The sequence below is a fragment of the Cohnella phaseoli genome, assembly GCF_003386235.1.
GTDB classification, from domain to species: Bacteria; Bacillota; Bacilli; order Paenibacillales; family Paenibacillaceae; genus Cohnella; species Cohnella phaseoli.
In genome coordinates this window covers 107,845-122,317 of the sequence record NZ_QRDZ01000014.1, presented here as the reverse complement: position 1 = coordinate 122,317, position 14,473 = coordinate 107,845, and the positions used below count along the sequence as shown (strand labels likewise).

Here is a 14,473-nt window from a genome sequence, read left to right as displayed (position 1 = left end):
CAGAAAAAATGATCTATAGTTGAAAAGTGGCGGTTTAGCTAAGGATTTCTTGGTGATGTTGATACTTCTGTTGACGTGGGAGTAGATCCTTACAGCAAAGATGCCTCGACTAGACGATTAACTGCTTCGTTGACAACACGAACAAGGTAGGTGGTTTTCTCCTGGAGGAGCGGAGCGTTTGCCTTTGGAATAGTGAAATCTCCTTGTTACGAGTTTACCCATTCCGATTTCACGATTCCAACCCGGGGTCCCCGCAAAGTAATTGGAATCGGCGTCGATAGCGTCTCTTCACTTTGCGGGGTGGAACAGCAACCGGAAGGCTAATCATGACCCACAACACTTCTAGATAATTGCCAGAAATTATTCGTATAATTATCGATGACGCTTTAGTGACATAGAATCCCTGATCTTGGTTGATTTATACGATTTTCCCCACAAACGTTCGTCGTTTGAGTCTGAGCCGAGTTACTTTGTGCGGTTTTTCCTACAAACGTCCGCCATTTAAGCCTGGTTCGAGCTGCGTTGTACGAATTTTCGACTAACTTCCCTGCGTAAGCTCATGTGTGCAAATAGATCCGTCGTAAAAGTTTAATATCCAATAAATTGGAAACGTTGTGGGTCATGATTAGACCGGAAGGAGATACATCCCCGCTAAAAACTTAATCGAGTAAATAAATCAAGGGCTGCCCATGGGACAGCCCTATTTTTATTTCGCTTATTTGGTGAATGCCAAGGCAATGACGCGATAGAGGATAACGGCCGTCTCGGCGCGCGATGCCGTTTTCTTCGGCAACAATTGCTTGTCGCTGCCTGTAACGAGGTTCAATTTAACCAACGACGCTATACTCGATTTCGCATAACCGGCAACCCGCTCTCCATCCTTGAATGGATCTAACGAAGTCTGGTTCGCAGTCTCCTCAATCAACTTCGTATGGCGCAGCACGCGATCCAAGATCACGAACAGCTCTTCGCGCGTCACTTGCGCATCCGGCTTGAACTCTGTTGCCGATGCTCCTTGGACAAGGCCCAATTGTTTGGCGATCGCAACTTCATTATAGTAATAGGCCGTGCTGCTGACATCGGAGAAGTTGGAATCCGTCTCTGCCGTCAATTGGAACATCCGCACGAGCATAAGGACAAGATCGGCACGCTTCAGGCCCTTCTCAGGCGCGAATTGTTCAGCCCCTACTCCGTTCAGCACACCTCGGGCCGCAAGAGCCTCTATCGCTTCCTCCGCCCATCCATGTTTCGATAGATCGTTAAATTTCTTCGCCGAATATACGACTTCATATTTGTCATCGGCAGAACCTTGTACCGTCACAGTTCCCGTCTTAGGATCGTATTGGCTGAACACGACAGGCGTTCTCGTTCCATCCTTGCCCACTTTTACAACCGATACGAAACCTGGGACTTTAAGCTGTTCAGCCGTCGGCTTGAAGGTAAGCTCCACAGTTCCCGCTTTCGTGTCCGGCTTAGGTTCGGGTTTCGGCTCCGGCTTCGGTTCCGGTTTAGGTTCCGGGTTCACCGACGGCGTTGACGGACCGGATCCCGTATTGCCGCCTCCGCCATTCGATTTTACGGTGACCTTGGCTACAGCTTTAATGGCCGTTCCTTCAACGGTTCCGTTTACGGTAAAAATCCCTTCTTTGGCATAGGCGCTAGGCAAGACAGCCTCCCATACGACGGCCGCATTAGCCGTACTTTCATCCGAATAAGTGACAACGACGCTGGACGGCAGAACCGGTGCGGTTCCTTTCGTCGTTTCGACGTTTACGGCGGCGATATTTTCAATCTGGGCCACGCCCGGCACCCTCACTTCGAATTCAATGGTTTCCGCTTTGCTGTTATCATAGACGCGAGTGACCTCCAGCACGACTTTCACAAGCGTATCGCGTTTAGGGATTACAATCGATCCATCCTGCCGAATAATCTCTTCATGATCGGAGGATTTCACGCCAACTGTAAACCCAAACGGCATGTCGGGAAGCGTCAGCGCTTTGTCGCCTTTGGCAGGCGCCTGAATCGTCTCCACTTCGTCCGCAATCGTATAAGGGGTGATGGATTTCACGACAATCGCTCCCATATCCGGAGCGTAGCCATCCGGATTATAGAGCTCGACTCGATTCACGCCCTCCTTGAGCGGCACTCTAATCGTCTTTTTCTGGACATCCTGCCAGCTGGCGCCCGTTAACGGAACCGCTATGCCTTCTTCCTCATTGGCTCGAACAAATACGGTTCTTGGTACGGCAGTCGCGTATTCCAGCGTAAGCTCATACAAGCTGTCGCCCGGCAACGTAACGTTCGTGAAAGCGGCAGTGTTGTTATTTCCTGGATTGCCGCCTACATATCCGAGAGCATATCCGGTCATATAGTAGTTATCGGCTTTAAGATTGGCTTGCCCGGACAGAACGGCATCTTGCGGACTATACACCTGCTCGATATTTTTAATGCTTCCTTCTGGCACAATCACGGTAATTGGCGCCGTGTAAGCTACTGCTCCGTCCGAGAGACGTTTTACCTGAAGCACAATCGTGACCGTTGTATCCGCCGATGGAGGATTAATTCTTCCATTCAAGTCAATGACTTTCGGCAAATCCGACTTGGCCACCTCTACTTTATACCCTTCCGGAACCGTCGGCCATTTCAGCTTCTGCACGTCTCTCTCAATCGTCGGCATAGAAGCGATACCGGCTGCAAGCTCTTGCAGCGGATCGAGAGCTACCGGCGCATCGGCCGGCGTCAAATAGATCGCCTGACCTGGCAGCAGCGATAAGCTAATCTCGCCGTTAACAATAGCCGCATCCTGCTGAAGCAGACGAGGCAGACCCATGCCGATCTCAAAGATATGCACCTTCTCGACGTCCGCCCATTCCGTCGGCAGCTTCCAGCTTCTCGCCGTATAGCCCGCTTGGCTGAATGCGATAATTTCGCGAGCATCCTTCTTCCACAAGGCCGGAACGAATACGTCCGTGCCATCGACCAGGAACGCTTCGCCCTGTTTAATGACTGGCTTGCTGCCCACTTTAGAACTGGTCACTCCGCCTGAGAACGTCACGGTGTTCGTTGCGCTGTCGTAAGAAAGGCGATCCAACTGATTCAAATATTGCCAAGGCAGCGTCGTAAGACTGAACTCCTGCAGGAAGCCTGGCAAATGAATTTTGTCCTTCATCACAATATCTTCGCCGTGCATACTGATCCCTAATAGATCATTGCCGCCCCGGCCTCCGACCGCAACCTGCGCAGGCAGTTCGATCTGGCTTTGCAGCGTACGCCAGTCGGCCCACCAGGCCATCGGCTGTATGCCGTACAGCGGATCCTCACGATAGAGCTGGAAGTATTCGCTAGTGAAATCTACTCCTTGATCGCGCCAATATCGAATGATCTTTTTCTGCGTTTCCGTGTCTTGACGGAAGGTTGTTTGATGATACGGAGAAGAATAGTCTTCCGGATTCGGTTCGCTAGGCACATAATTAGTTACGAATGCGTCGATATGAATCGTGCCCCCGCGTTTGAGCTGCGGCAGCATCTCCAGCAAATTGTCGATGTTTCTTTGCAAGACGCCGGCTTCCCATGCACGGGTAAGATTAATGCGGTAGCTTTGACCGCTAACCCATAGCCCGCCCTTGATCAGATCGCCGTTCGCTTCCCTGCGAATAAGATCCTTCTCGACGAACTCGTTCCATTGCGGGCTGTTCTCATAGGCGTCCGTCATATTAATGTGGAGGCTCACCGTTGTGTTGTACTTCAGAGCTTCGTCCATTAACCATTTCAGACTGTCCAGCGCCGTTGCGTCCTTTGCCCGTTTGAGTTTCGGGTTAACGACATTCCAATCCGGATATTTGGAATCGTGTCCGTCATGCTGCCATCCGACCAAATAGACGATTTTCGGAATGTTGCGCGTCATGCCGTCCATCTTCTTAATGGCCTCTAGCGCCTCTTCCAAATTGAGATCGACCTGTCCGTTTTTGCCCAAAAACAGCTTCATCGTTAAGGTTTGCGTATAGTCTCTCATATAAGGTCTTGCCGGCTCAGGCTTAATCGTAAAATTCATCTTGTCCGTAAAAATCTCGCCGTCGCGCAGTACGGTAACTTTAACCTCGACGTTCCCGATATCGTAGGTTCCGGCTCTGGCCCGACCGTTCTCTCCGATTACGAAAAGCTTGCTTGGCGCTTCGAATTTCACGGTAGACAAAGCATCGGACAACAAATCGATTGTACCGCCGTCTTCCAGCGTGCCTGTGACGACAAACTGAGTCTCGCCGTCAAGAGGCAGCGCATGCTCCGTTGCGGACAAGGAGATAGAAGCTAGCGGATTGTCGCTCTTCGCGATAAAAGAAATCTTATGAGTTGTCGTCACGCCGTCGATCGTGACATGAATTTTCGCTTCTCCCGGAAGCGTTGCAGCCTGTTCGTAAGTAATTGCGGCTCCTTTATCCACAGCCCAATCCGCCAAAGTAGCCGATACTGCCGGCGCTGCCGCGGTTCCGCTAGCCAGAATGATCTGGTTGGAAGTTTGGAACGGATTGTAGGCAGCCGCAGCTTGGCCGTCCAGCTGCACTTCGGACAACTGATTCAACGATGTGCTCACCAGTTCGACATCGTCGACGTTCAGCCAACCGTCAGGCCCGCTCCGAATCACAATCTCGGCCTCTTCCCCTTTGACCAAAGCCACGTCGGTCAGCTCAGCTAAATTATACGTATTGCTGTATGCTTTAAAGGCAAACGATTTGTCCTTGATGGTCATTGAACCGCCCGCAGCCCAGTTCGCCGCATAGGCCGACAGCCTATACAAGCCGGACTCGGGGATCGTCACCTTTTGCGAAATCGTATTTGTTGTCCCCGGATCGAACCAAGTATGCTTGCTTCCGGTACGCGGTTTATTCTCGGCAATGCCCGTTTTATCGGGTACGAAGCTCCAGTGAGCCTCACCATCCTCAAAGCTCGGATTCAAAACCAGATTAGTAGAACCCGCTTCCGCCGCCAGAGCCTTCTCAGTCGCAAGCGGACTCAGCACAAGGGTAAATACAAGGCAGAACATTGTTATTACAACCAAACTTCTTTTCATAGACATCTCGAGCCTCCACAATTTAGAATACTTACCGGATTTGTGCGTCAAACAGCTTTTGGCGGTCCTTGTCGATCGCCTCAAGTACTTGGATCGGCGTTTTGCTGCCGAGCATCAGCTCTTGAATGTACTTGCCGATGATGGTGTTATCCCAGTGAAGCAGGCCGTATTCCATATCCAGCCCTTGGCCGCCCGGCGCGTTGGCCAGAATCGTTTTGCCTGCCTGCGACGGCTTGCCCGCCACATCCGCGAACGACGGATTCGCTTGCAGATCGGAACGACCGTCGTAGAAGGCATTCAAGTTTTCCGGCTTGGCCAGGAAGTCGAAAAACCGCTTCACGCTATCCAGGTTTTTGGAATCCTTGTACGCCACCCGCATAATGCCGCCTGCCGAGTGCGAGAACATATCATTGCCGGCAAGCGGAATCGGGAACATCTCCCATTCGCTTGCTTTCGAATCTGCATACTTCTCGGCAACCTCGCCTTGGTAGGATTGATACATCATAATCATCGCCGATTTCCCTGTCCCCATCGCCTCATAGCTGGAATCCCAAGCGTTGGACAACGAGTTTTTACCGAAGTAGCCTTTGTCGTACAAGGTTTTGAACTCTGCCAGGAACGTCTCGAATTCCTTAACGTCGGCAAATTTCATTTCTTGATTGTTCAGCTTGTCGTACAAGCCCGGGTTCGCTTGCGCCGCCTTGGAACCGAATTGCGAGAACCAGATGGCCCAATACCAGGCTTCCTTGCCGACCATGTAGAGCGGCGTATCCATGCCGGCCGCTTTCAGCGTATCAATAACCCCCATCAGCTCTTCCATCGTTTTCGGAACCTGAAGGTTATGCTGCGCGAACAGCTCTTTGTTGTACAAAATGCCCCAGCCGTCTACGTTCCACGTCATAAAGCCGCTGATTTTATCATTTATGGTTGTGCCTGCTTTGGCGTAAGGCGCATAGCGCGACACCCATTCTTCATTGGACAAATCCGCAAAATATTTCTCCGGCAAAAACTTGTACGCTCCCGAGCCCGCACCGACCATGAAGATGTCCGGCACTTCGCCTGAAGACAATTTTGTTTTCAGAACGTTGGCGTACTGATCGTCCGGTACGACTTGCAAATCTATTTGAATGCCGGTTTCCTCGGTAAAGGCCTCTATTAATTCCGCGTCTACTTTAGAGCCTTTATTCACCCAGTTTTGCGAGGCGACAAAGGTCAGTGTGACATCTTTCTTCTCTTCGCCGCTACTCGTCGCGGACGTTTCTGTATGACCCGATGAAGCCGAATTGCCTGCCGTCGATCCGCAAGCCGTCAGAATAACCATGGCGCAGAGCATAAGCAGACTGGACATCCATCCTTTCGATCCCATTCCTTTCACTTCTGATCCTCCCTTTAATAGCTGATCTCGTTGCTGCATCTAAATTGTAACCCCTTTCAATTTGAGGTTGAATATCGATTACTGACCTAAAACCGTGGACATTATTGACCTCTTGCATTTTCACTTTCAAAAAGACAAATAAAAAGATTGTGTTATAATCAACGTGATTACGGGCTGCCGGAGGTTAAAGTGTTTAAATTCAAGAGCATACAAGCCAAATTATTTATCAGTTATTCCAGTCTGATTGTGATTATATTGACCGGACTCGGGATCTCCTTCTACGTTTTCACGGCAAATACATTAAAAAAACAAGCTGCTGAATCCCATCAGCAGCTTTCGTTAAATCTGTCCGATACGCTTGACTCTCAATTCAAATATATGGACTCGATTGCGGAAAGAGTGATTAGCGCAGAGCCGGTCAAACAATTGTTTTTCTCCAAAAGCGCCGACCGAGATATTACCGTTCTTCACAATAAATGGGATATTACGAGCATGCTATTTTCAATAACGGGCATCCCTTTACAATTTTTTCAAATGAATTTGTTTGCCCAGGACGGCCACTTCGTTAAGTTCGGAAAAGAATACGACGTTCAGGATCTCGACCCTGCTATCATACAAAGTAAAACATGGATCGATCCCGTATTGCAGCTGGACGGCAGACGGAGTATCTCTATCCCTCGCCCTAACGATTGGGATGCCTCCGGCACGCTCATTATATCGCTTTCCCGGGCATTCTCCGAGGTATTTGGTGCCAAGGTTGACAGTATCGTGGAAATCCAGCAAGAATATAAGGAATTTGCGAATCTTATCGAACGAGCCGTGAATCAAGACCGTTCCCAGTCATCGCTGAACACGAACGTATATATATACAATTCCGATGGCTTTCTCGTATATCCTTATCAACCTGAGGATGAGAAATTGATAGAGTTATCCGCTTTTTACTGGGATAGCATTCAACCGCGTTCTGAAGCTCAGCAAACCTTTTCCGTCAAAAACCGCTATAATCACGAAACCGATAGCGTGTCCTTCACGAAATCCGAATTTTCGGGATGGACCGTTACGTTGGTGCAATCTGAAGCCAGCCTGCTTCAGCCCGTTGTTAATTTCCGCAGTAAAATGCTTTTTCTTGGAGTCATGATTTTATTGATTACGATGATCGTTACGTTCTTCGTCTCCAAGGGCCTCACTCTGCCGATTAAACGGATCCGAAAATCGATTAAAGCGCTCAGCCTGGAAACGTTGGAACCTAAGCTAAGCCAGAATGTCTCGTTAAATGAATTGGAAGAGCTTAATCAATCCTTCCTGGACATGTGTAACCGCTTAAAAATTTCACTCGAAGAAGTCGTATCCGCCAAATCGCACGAAATCCAGGCCAGGCTGTTCGCGCTGCAAGCGCAGATGAATCCGCACTTTTTGTATAACACATTGGCCATTATCAGCATTAAAGCGGAGAACCAAAATCAGGACGATATCGTCGAGATGTGCCACAATTTATCCGAAATGCTGCGTTATATTGCCGTAGAAGGCTCCAAACCCGTAACGATAGAACGAGAAATCGATTATACGTTAAAATATTTGGAATTGATGAAAATACGCTATATGAACCATTTTGATTACGACATTGATATCCCTGCGGAAATGAACGAGATTCCGGTCCCTCGGCTGCTTATTCAGCCGATCGTCGAAAATTGCTTTAAGCACGGCTTCACCCAGAAACCGCCTTGGTCCATCTCCGTAAAGGGCGAATATTCCGAGCAGTCTTGGAAAGTAACCATTCGCGATAACGGCGTCGGGTTCGATCCGCATACGATTAACCGGATCATGAGTAAAGTGAACGGCCAATCCGTCAAATACGGCGATGATTCGGAGCTATTGAACAATATCGGATTAAGCAACATTTATTACAGGCTTAAGCTGCTCTACGATCATCATGTCGTATTTGAAGTTTCCAACGCTCCAGGCAACGGCGCGATGATTATCATTGGCGGAAAACGATTAGACGAAGGAATGATGAAATGACATCCAGACAAAGCTACACCGTTATCGTGGCCGAGGACGAGCAAATTATTTTGGACAACATCATTCAAAAAATCGATCAAGCCGATCTGAATTTCAAGGTGATCGCTTCGGCGGCAGACGGAGAGGATGCTCTATTGCTGGTCGAGCAGATGAAGCCCGATGTCTTATTTACGGACATTCATATGCCCGCTATGGACGGTCTGGAGCTGATCAAGCGCGCCAAAGCGATAAGACCCGACCTGGAAATCGTGATTATTAGCGGCTACAATGACTTCTCTTACGCGCAGCAAGCGATCCGCTTAGGCGTGACCGATTACATTCTTAAGCCCGTTAAGAAAGATTTGCTTAGGCAGACGATTGTGGTAATTAAAGCTCGACTTGATCTCCAGACCCGCAGGCTCGAAAGCGATCTGATTGATAAAATGGTGCATGGGGTCAAGTCCCCGCCCGCATTAACCGAATCGATCAAAGCAACACAACGCCACATGTATTTAATCTGTCTGGGAAATCAGTATACTTACAGCGCCGATGTGCTGGATACCGATTATTTTGACCGTCTTTGGTCGATGATCGATTGGTCCAAAATAACAGCTAACTGCACGAATGAAGCCGTGTCATGGCATTTAATTGACGATAAGTTTTTTAATCAAAAATTCCTTATCCTGAACGGCAGCGAGCAAGCTTGTCATGCGGAAAAACTGATGAATGCGATCTCGTCCTCGCTTCTCCACTCCGTTCCTGTTACAGTCTGTACTGAAGAAGAGCCGGTAAGCTTAGAGCAGATTCGAGATACCGCGCGCAGGATGAGAACTTATCTTGAACGAAATTTGCTGTGCTGTCTGTCCTCGCTTATTACGACGAAGGATCGTAAAGTGCCGGATAGACCGTCTCATCAGGATTCGAATCACATGAATTCGATAAAATTATTCGTTAAGCAGCAGCAGTTCGATTCGTTGCAAAACGAGCTGCTGCATCTATTCTCTCAATGGGAGAAAAGCGACATGACCCAGCGGCAGCTGGAAAAGCTGCTCACCCAACTTGCTGATGAGCTTATGACGCTGATCGGGCATGAAGACGACGATATGATGGGATCCATCGAAAAAGAGCTGTACGACCTCGTTGCGATCTCCACCGACAGCAAAAGTCTGTTTAACGATGCCTTGCAGATCTTGAACAGCTATATGGGCCCGTATAGTCATTCGCGCAAGAAGGGCAGCGATACGTCGGAAGAGCTGTACAATAAGCTGGAGGAATACATTCGGATGAATATGTCCGAGCAGATCACGGTTTCCTCGCTGGCCGAGAAATTCAATTTCAACCCTTCTTATATCATCCGGGTGTTTAAGAAATGCTGCGGAGAGCCGCCGATGAAATACCTAACTTCGTTAAGAATCAACGAGGCTAAGCGATTGATTGAGAGACAGGCCGAGCTGGACTTCAAAGACATTGCCGAAATTATTGGCTATTCCGAGCAGCAATACTTTTCCCGCGTATTTAAGAATATGACCGGGATGAGTCCTTCCGAGTATCGGGAGTCTATTAAGAAATGAGTTTAAGGCAGGTGTCAGGTCCATGTCCCATAACTTTCGCCTTACGAGCTCTCAGACCATGGCCATTCAGCATATCAGACAGATTGCCGCTTCGAGAAGGGAAGCTGCGCAGGCTACCATCCGAGAAATTCTCCAGATGTCGAATATCCCTTGGAGCCGCTGGGAAGAGGCGGTCTCAAAGCTCCGAACGCATGCCCGAGTAGCGTTGCATTTTCATCCCGATCGCCCGCTTGCGGACATGAGAAGCGTGGCGCAAGCCTTGCTTGAGCAAGGAACTTATAAGAGCCAGTTTGAGACGCAAATCTCTAATGGCAGCGTGTCCGCGTACTCGGGCGGCGCTCGGGATCTGTGGGAGATGAAGTTGTTTGGAGGCGCCTATCAATCGGAGGGAAGCTCCAATAGCGACAGGCCCAAATACGGGGCGTTGGATTTGATGCTGCATTCCGACGGTCCGTCTCCGAGGTTCGGCTCGTGCTATTTCCTGCTCGCTCCGCAGTCCTCCTATCGTAGTACCTATACTTACGGCGGTTCTCAGGATGATCCTGCGGAAAAAGGCACCTACGAGGAATTCGATGATATTTTAGCCGCTGTTCTTAGGGATGCCTTCTTCCGAGAGTACGCCCTTGGAGAAAAAGATTTGTCGCCCCGACAAGTGATCGATCGACTGTTGTATCGCTTAGATCAGCCTGTGACTGAACGATTGAAACAGAGGCCAACTCACAATCTTAATCACTTTATCGAGGCTCAAGTCCACGGTGATCTTTCTCTTCAAGACGATGTGGATATTTTGGTAGCCGACCCTTCTTTTCAAGGAAAAGACATAGGGAGAACTCTAGAAAAGCTGTGCACAACCTATGCAATAGAATTGCATTGGCATAAGGGATATTCGATCCGGGCCGATGAAGTACCCTCTGATTTCAGGGGGGCCATCCATGCCCTCGCTCGCCGGACGAATCGCCATCGACAATCGGATTGACGCGAGTGCGATCGGAATCGCGGTCAATGATTTGAGACGCAATCCGGAACGTTGGCGCGACAGAGGAAGTTACGAAGAAGCACTTCAGGAATTGAAATTCATGTGGCACGTTCTGGTGAGGTATGGGGAAATCGTTGATGGGGGATGGCGCCGGGATGGACAAGAATACCGTTCATAAAACCAACCGCTTCTATTGGAATACGAAAGGGAATGACCATTTAGGAGCAATCGTACTTCCTTTGTATGGAGCGTTTGTCTCCGAAGAGAAATGCCAACTCTTTGGCGATGTCTCGGGAAAAAAGATGCTGGAGATTGGTTGTGGAAACGGGCAATCTTTGCAGTATCAGGGAGAGCGCAAAGCAGCTGAACTATGGGGTATGGATATTTCGGAAAAACAAATTGAAAAGGCTACGCAGCATTTGACGTCGTGTGATCTTTCGGCAAGATTGATCTGTTCTCCCATGGAGGAAGAATGCGGCATACCGGAGGATTATTTCGACTTTGTTTATTCGATTTATGCTATAGGCTGGACCACCGACCTCGAGGGTACTTTTTGCCGGATCGCTTCTTACTTGAAAAAAGACGGCGTATTCATTTTCAGTTGGTCTCATCCTATACACAAATGCGTGGCTTTAGAAAATAATAGCCTTGTTTTTAACAAGAGTTATTTTGATGAGTCCTGGTATTCGGTACCTCTGGATTTATCGGGAGAAGGTCTACTAACTTTATCGGACCGTAAACTATCCACCTTTGTGAACGCGTTGGCAAAAGCGGGATTTGTCATTGAGCAAATGGTCGAGCAGCCTGATGATGAACTTATGCTGTCGCGGGACGAGGATACCAGCGATTTTGCCAAAAAAGCAAAGATGCTTCCTTTAACCTTTGTCATCAAGGCGAGAAAACGATAAGTTAAAATAATAAAGCAGGCCTGAGGATAACTATCCCTGGACCTGCTTTATCGCTTATTTGTTAACGTGTGGATAACAAAAGCTGTGGATATGTGGACGATTGCTATTGGAGGTCGGTATAACCTTATCTTGATACCGTTAAGATGTGCATAACCTTGTTGATAACTCGACATTCCACTGTATAACGTGATATTTCACATCCTAAAGTTTTAATACCCGCATCAGAACAGTGGCAAGCAGACCGGCAATGATGCCCCATATCGCGTTGGTGATCAGCACGCTGACGATGGCAAACGGGTTCGTGATCGGACCTTGCAAATGACCGCTCAGAATTGGCGATAGAATAGCACTCAGAACAATTGCCAATAGACCGTATACGATATGCATGGAGAAAGCCAAAAAGCTGTTGGCGGAGCCGGGAATCAAAATCTATGATGTAGCCGAACAGCTTGGCTACCAGGACTGGAAGCACTTCAGCCGCACCTTTAAGGACCGGACCGGCTACGGGCCGGCCGACTATCGAAGCAAGCTTCAAATCAGCGATTCGGAGTAGCTAGTAGCTTCCACGGCTACCATCGTATCGCACCATGCCGCAACAGCTGTCGCACAACGACAAGCCTGTTGCGGCTTCCTGTCGTGGCTTCCTTGACAACGATTCTAACAGAACCTATAATTCTTCTGTCGGTTAGTTGCTTTCCGATACAAACGTATCCATTTGAATGCAGAACCAATCTCTGCGTAAGTCGCATAAATGAACAATTTGTTAGGGAGGCGAACGTTCCGGATGAGGAAAGCCAACTCCGCCAACCCGTCACTGATTCGCGATATTAATCGTTCCAGCGTGCTCGATGTCATGCGGAGGACGGGGCCGATCTCGCAAGCGGATATTGCAAAAATATTGGCGCTCCAACCCTCGACGATTATGCGGATCATAACCGAGTTATTGGAAGAACGACTGATCGTATCTGTCGGTCAGGGCCAGACAACTTCCAAAGGAGGCAGAAAGGCAACCTTGTTGGAACTGAACAAGGACGGCGCATATGCCATCGGCGTCGATCTGAATGCCGACGAAGTCATTGCCGTGCTTCTCGACCTGAGCGGCGCCATTGTTGCCGAGGTTCGGACAGACTGTCCCTCGGAGTCTGGACCGAATCCTGTCCTGGATACGGTTAAACAATCGATCGAAGCGCTCCTTGCCCAACCTACCGTGTCCGCTGATCGAATTATAGGTATCGGCGTGTCCGTTCCGGGAAAAGTGGACAGCGTTACGGGTACGTCCGTCATAGCGATTAATTTTCGGGATTGGTTTAATGTGCCGATCGGCGAACAGTTGGAGCAAGCTTTTCAATTGCCGGTATATGTCGAGCATGATATGCGTTCCATGGCGTTCGGAGAAATGTGGTTCGGCAACGAATACGATCATATGCTGTGCCTTGGCTTCCGAAGCGGCATCGGACTCGGACTCGTTCTTAACGGCGAGCTGTATCGGGGGGCCCATCAGCTTGCGGGAGATGTTGGCCATGTGATTGTCGACCCTGACGGCCCTCCTTGCAGCTGTGGCAGACAAGGTTGCCTGGAAGCCGTCGCAAGCGAAAAAGCCATCCATAACAACGTTCGCCGCTACGTCCAACAGCATTCGCTGTCATCGGCCGGCAACCGTAAGATGACGATGGAAGAGCTGAATATTCGCTTCATTTATGAGACGTTTCGCCAAGGGCATTCCGATATCACCGCAATGATCAAGGAGGCCGCGGATTATATCGGAAAGACGCTTTGCGATCTGGTTCGGGTATACGATCCCCAAGCGATCGTAATCGGCGGAAACGTCCTGGCTTCCAGCAGCGAGTTTCTGGACCTTGTACGTTCCGCGTACCAGTCCATGCAGCCGAATTATGCCGACGATATTCCAAGTATCCAGCCGGCACGGTTCGGAGAGCAAAGTATTGCCATAGGCTCAGCTTCCCTGATGCTGTCCCGGCTGTTCAAGCCAAGCGGAGCGTAATTGAGCGCGATGGAACGCCGCATAATCGGGCGTAGAAACGGAACAACGGCTCGTAAATCCCGCCTCTCTCGCAAGCCGCCTCGATCTCGCGCTCCAGCTCGGCATAGTAGGCGCCCAAGCTCCGGCCTTCCGCATGCTTGTCGAACAAGCCGAGAAGCGGGTCCTGCCAAAGCAGAAACTTCGAAGGATTCGGCGGACTGTACAGGGTCAGACGGTTCCCTTCTTCTTCCGAGATTAAATCGGGCTTCTCTAGCAGCATGAAATCGTCGAATCGGCCGCCCGTGCAGAAAGAGAAACGCGACGAATTGCGGTTCTTCGCAAAGATCCACCGCGACCGTCTCCCCGGCATTTCGCAGCGCTTCGATCAATAATCCCGGACCGCGAAAAAAATGAATCTTGCGCTCATACCGAAGCTCCGCTCCGTGGGTGTCGGCGCAAACCTCTATGCGGCCCGCCCGATGAGTAACGCGAATCGGGTAACCGTCCTCGCTTTGACGAAAACCGAGCTTATCTTCGAGCAGCCGAACGCCTTGCTCCAGATCGGCGGATAAACCGTGAAATCGAAGTTCCATCGTAAT

9 protein-coding genes and 1 pseudogene are annotated in these 14,473 nt (G+C 49.5%); 6 read left to right on the top strand and 4 right to left on the bottom strand.

Annotated elements, in window-relative coordinates:
• Window positions 1-715 precede the first annotated feature (715 nt).
• Window positions 716-5,065, bottom strand: coding sequence for an S-layer homology domain-containing protein (locus DFP98_RS18355; RefSeq protein WP_181917772.1), 4,350 nt, complete (start codon window positions 5,063-5,065; stop codon window positions 716-718).
• Between the two features lie 31 nt (window positions 5,066-5,096).
• Window positions 5,097-6,431 (bottom strand): ABC transporter substrate-binding protein, encoded by a 1,335-nt coding sequence (locus DFP98_RS18350; RefSeq protein ID WP_116062122.1) that lies wholly within the window; start codon window positions 6,429-6,431, stop codon window positions 5,097-5,099.
• A 198-nt stretch (window positions 6,432-6,629) separates the two neighbouring features.
• On the opposite strand from DFP98_RS18350, the gene DFP98_RS18345 reads away from it, so the two are divergent.
• From DFP98_RS18345 to DFP98_RS18330, 4 genes and pseudogenes are all read left to right on the top strand, one after another.
• Window positions 6,630-8,459: a sensor histidine kinase gene (locus tag DFP98_RS18345; protein WP_116062051.1), complete on the top strand. Its 1,830-nt coding sequence runs from the start codon at window positions 6,630-6,632 to the stop codon at window positions 8,457-8,459.
• Window positions 8,456-10,009, top strand: a complete 1,554-nt coding sequence (locus DFP98_RS18340; protein ID WP_116062050.1) for a response regulator transcription factor — start codon at window positions 8,456-8,458, stop codon at window positions 10,007-10,009. The genes DFP98_RS18345 and DFP98_RS18340 overlap by 4 nt, the downstream gene beginning before the upstream one ends.
• 22 nt (window positions 10,010-10,031) lie before the next feature.
• Window positions 10,032-11,163 (top strand): annotated as a pseudogene (locus DFP98_RS18335) (DUF3626 domain-containing protein).
• Window positions 11,141-11,893 (top strand): class I SAM-dependent methyltransferase, encoded by a 753-nt coding sequence (locus tag DFP98_RS18330; protein ID WP_116062121.1) that lies wholly within the window; start codon window positions 11,141-11,143, stop codon window positions 11,891-11,893. The pseudogene DFP98_RS18335 and the gene DFP98_RS18330 overlap by 23 nt, the downstream one beginning before the upstream one ends.
• A 201-nt stretch (window positions 11,894-12,094) precedes the next feature.
• Here the strand turns inward: DFP98_RS18330 and DFP98_RS18325 are convergent, their stop codons facing one another.
• The gene (locus DFP98_RS18325) at window positions 12,095-12,280 is read right to left on the bottom strand and encodes a hypothetical protein (RefSeq protein WP_116062049.1); all 186 of its coding nucleotides are present in this window, start codon (window positions 12,278-12,280) and stop codon (window positions 12,095-12,097) included.
• On the opposite strand from DFP98_RS18325, the gene DFP98_RS18320 reads away from it, so the two are divergent.
• Together DFP98_RS18320 and DFP98_RS18315 are read left to right on the top strand one after the other, a co-directional pair.
• Window positions 12,279-12,446, top strand: coding sequence for a helix-turn-helix domain-containing protein (locus DFP98_RS18320; RefSeq protein WP_116062048.1), 168 nt, complete (start codon window positions 12,279-12,281; stop codon window positions 12,444-12,446). The genes DFP98_RS18325 and DFP98_RS18320 overlap by 2 nt on opposite strands.
• A gap of 231 nt (window positions 12,447-12,677) precedes the next feature.
• Window positions 12,678-13,895, top strand: coding sequence for an ROK family transcriptional regulator (locus DFP98_RS18315; protein ID WP_181917771.1), 1,218 nt, complete (start codon window positions 12,678-12,680; stop codon window positions 13,893-13,895).
• Here DFP98_RS18315 and DFP98_RS18310 read toward each other — a convergent pair.
• Window positions 13,876-14,244, bottom strand: a complete 369-nt coding sequence (locus DFP98_RS18310) for a hypothetical protein (RefSeq protein ID WP_116062046.1) — start codon at window positions 14,242-14,244, stop codon at window positions 13,876-13,878. The genes DFP98_RS18315 and DFP98_RS18310 overlap by 20 nt on opposite strands.
• Between the last annotated feature and the right edge of the window lie 229 nt (window positions 14,245-14,473).